This window comes from Planctomycetia bacterium (assembly GCA_034440135.1).
In the GTDB taxonomy this organism is placed as follows: domain Bacteria; phylum Planctomycetota; class Planctomycetia; order Pirellulales; family JALHLM01; genus JALHLM01.
Window position 1 is genome coordinate 1 of record JAWXBP010000172.1, and the last position, 3,531, is coordinate 3,531.

General features: G+C 59.3%; 2 protein-coding genes. One reads left to right on the forward strand and one right to left on the reverse strand.

Going from position 1 to position 3,531, the window contains the following annotated elements:
- Positions 1-94: 94 nt before the first annotated feature.
- Complete coding sequence (locus tag SGJ19_09970; GenBank protein MDZ4780566.1) at positions 95-1,561, forward strand: cryptochrome/photolyase family protein; 1,467 nt, start codon at positions 95-97, stop codon at positions 1,559-1,561.
- Positions 1,562-1,658: 97 nt separating this feature from the next.
- Here SGJ19_09970 and SGJ19_09975 read toward each other — a convergent pair whose 3' ends face one another.
- Positions 1,659-3,521 (reverse strand): hypothetical protein, encoded by a 1,863-nt coding sequence (locus SGJ19_09975; protein MDZ4780567.1) that lies wholly within the window; start codon positions 3,519-3,521, stop codon positions 1,659-1,661.
- Positions 3,522-3,531: the final 10 nt, after the last annotated feature.

Here is a 3,531-nt window from a genome sequence, read left to right on the forward strand (position 1 = left end):
CCGGCGTCGCCGCTGCCGATTGTGTTCTTCGGCACATCGGGATTCCGTCTGAGAAGCAACTCCCGCTCCGCAACACCGTTCAGGACGACGGTTCATGACCCAGGCCGCGCTGATCTATCCACATCAACTGTTCGCCGGCCATCCAGCGCTTTTGAATGCCTCACAGGTGGTGCTGGTCGAAGAGCCACTGTTATTCAATCAATACCGTTTCCATCGCCAGAAGCTGATCTTCCACCGCGCTACGATGATGCAGTTCGCGGCGGGGCTTCGAAAACGAAAACTCAAGGTTCACTATATCGAAGCGAGCGCGTTGACGGACACGTCCGCCATCGCTCCCGTGCTGAACGACCTTGGCATTCGCTCCGTGCAATACGTTGATCTGTGCGACGACTGGCTAGCGACCCGATTGGCAACAGCTCTCGAGCGGGAGGGAATCGCCGCGGTCCTTCTTGATGACCCGCACTTCCTCACCCCGACTTCGGTCGTGCGCGACTTCACGGCGGGCAAGGATCGACTGTTCTTCAACAGTTTCTACATCGAGCAACGCAAGCGACTGGGGCTTTTGCTGGATGACGATGGCAAGCCGGTCGGAGGTCAATGGAGCTTCGATCCGGATAATCGCAAGAAGCTGCCGAAGGGCGCCCGCATCCCGACGCATCCTCATACGAAAGCCGGAGAGGCCGTCCGGCTTGCGACGCAGTATGTTCGGGCGAATTTTCCCACAGCGATCGGCGCCGACACGGAATTTGGTTACCCGATCGACCATACCGCAGCCGCGGCGTGGCTCGACGCATTCGTTCAGGAGCGATTGGCGTCGTTCGGGGACTACGAGGATGCCATCAGCGCGGAGCACGGCGTGTTGTTTCATGCCGTATTGACGCCAATGCTCAACGTTGGCCTGCTTTCACCTCGCCAGGTCGTCGAAGCTGCGCTCGCGCGCAGCCTGGATGTCCCGCTCAATTCACTGGAAGGCTTCGTCCGACAGGTCATCGGCTGGCGAGAATTTGTTCGCCTTGTGTACTTAACTCATGGACGCGAACAACGCTCCCGTAACTTCTGGGGATTTTCCCGCGGCATTCCCGCCGCGTTCTACGACGCCACGACGGGCATCGAACCCGTGGACATTGTGATCCGCAGGGTGTTGCGCAGCGGCTATTGCCACCATATCGAGCGACTGATGATCCTGGGCAACTTCCTGCTGCTCTGCGACATTGCCCCTGACGCCATCTACCAGTGGTTCATGGAAATGTTCATCGACGCCTACGACTGGGTGATGGTGCCCAACGTTTACGGCATGAGCCAGCACGCGGACGGAGGGCTGATGACGACGAAACCCTATCTCAGCGGCTCAGGCTACGTCTTGAAAATGAGCGACTTCAAGAAGGGCCCCTGGTGCGCTATTTGGGATGCGCTCTACTGGCGGTTTATCGACCTGCATAGTGGGTTCTTTGCGGCAAATCCGCGGATGTCGGTGATGGTGAAAATGAAAGAAAAGCTCGGCGCACGGATGGCCGAGCACCACCGATTGGCGGACGCCTTTCTTGCGCAACTACATGGGTAGCCCTCACCAGCATCGTTCCAGGCGGACCAAAACCGATGATCCGCCAGGCTTGCGAAGTGATGCGAGATCTGAGGCAGGGCATAATTGCATGGCGTCCTTAATCGGCAGCGGTCTGACGCGTGACGATGGGGACATAGCCGATCTCCAGGTCCTGGGGTGGAGTGACGATGACCGCCGGATCGAGGTCGGCCAGCTCACCGACGGTCGGCGGCGGCAGATACTCGCGTTCCTTGGTCCACTGCCTGTGAAGTAATTCGACCCGCTTCTGAACCGCTTCTCGCTCGTCGGAAGTCAGATCGGCGTTAAGCATCGCGGGCTGATCGGCAAAGCGGTACCAATAATAAGTCACGACACTACCGTCACCCAGCTTCGCTTCAAAAGGTCCCGCTGCTGGACCTGGCGTTTTCCAACAGCTGTCCGACTCATCGGGCGTGACGTACGGCATCCGTTCAACGCTGAGTCGTCTCGGGAATTCCGCCTTCGACAAGCCGGTTTCCGTGGGGACTTCCCTTCCGTTGACCGGTACCCAACCTGGCTGGTCGCGCTGGTTTTTTTCCAGTCGGTAGTATTCGGGCAACGTAACGAGCGAACCGTCCTTCGAGACGGCCTCCTTCGCCCACTTGTAACCGTACGCGGTCTCGTCCAGCGCGATCGGTGTGGCGAACGAACTCCAGGCGAGCGGCACCTTGCTCTCGTTCGGCGCGTCCGGCAAATAGATTTCCCAGGTGGCGCCGCCTCCGCTCATAAAGACGTGGACGGCGGACGCGTGGGCGTCAATCTCGCCGGTTGCCACTTTCCCGCCCTCGAACCACGCCTGCACGTCATCCCACAGAGCTGCCCTTTTGTACGCCGTGATGCGGTGGATGAGCGGAGCGTCTCCATCCGCCGCCGCCGGGAAGTGTGTGGGGGCGACCCGGGCGTAGGTTTCGCCTTTTGCATCGTTGGAAATATAGGCGGGGATATGTTGGGTTTCCATCTGCACCGCCTTGTTCGGCTCGGACGGCCGACTGTCGAGAAACTGCGCGGCCAGGTTTGGCTTCTCGACCGACGGTCGTGACCAAAAGTATGGCAGGAAGCAGGTCACCGGGCCTTTGAAATTGCCGGTATTCAGAAACAACGTCCAGCTTTGGTCGCCTGTCGGCACTTCCTGCCCAGCAGTTGTTTTCTTAGGAGATGTCAACGGCAGCGGCAAATACCCGTAGCCGAACAATTCGCCGGATGTCCCCTGTTTCAGGTTGAGCCCGTCCGGCGGCCAGAGCACCCACGGGCTGAGCTGGGCAATGGCATAGTGTCCGGCTGGATTCGACCAGTCACGCCCCTTGCCCGCACCTGGACCGTTTGCCCACTCAATGAAATTGAGCGCCACGCCGCCCATGATGAACTTGGGAGTCTCGGTGGCAAATCGAGTGTCGCGCCACCAGCCTAGCCCTCCTTCGATGTCCGAGTACTGATTCTTCGGCTCTTCGCCATCGAACTGCGCGAACATCCAGGTACCGAAGAGTCCGCTCTGAAAATCCTGTCCCGGGTAGTTCCTCAACAGCGGCCACGCCGCCACGTACATCGAAAACCCGGCGTTGTAGGACTTGTCCACTTTCTCGTGCGGAACGAGCAGGTAGCCGGCCATCTCTGCTTGCTGGGGCGGCTTGTGCTCCGCGGGCAGTAATGCTTCGGCGAACGCCACGCCAATCGGGGCTAAAATCTTCGCTGCTCCGAGGTAGTGGTAGCCGCCGTTTGAAACCCCTCTATTCAAGCGATTCAACTCGTCCGCAGTGAAATGCGCCGCAAAGGCCTTTTTCCGCGCGGCGTCTTTCGCCTCTTCGTCAAGTTTCGGCTCCTTTTTGAACGCCTGTTCTAACTCGTGTTCGATCTCTTCCCTGCGCTGAGCGAGCGTCTCCAGATCGTCGTCCCAGAACGGGGCCGTCTCCACAGCGAAAACGTTCCCCTTGAACTCGTCGAGCATGGCAGGCTTC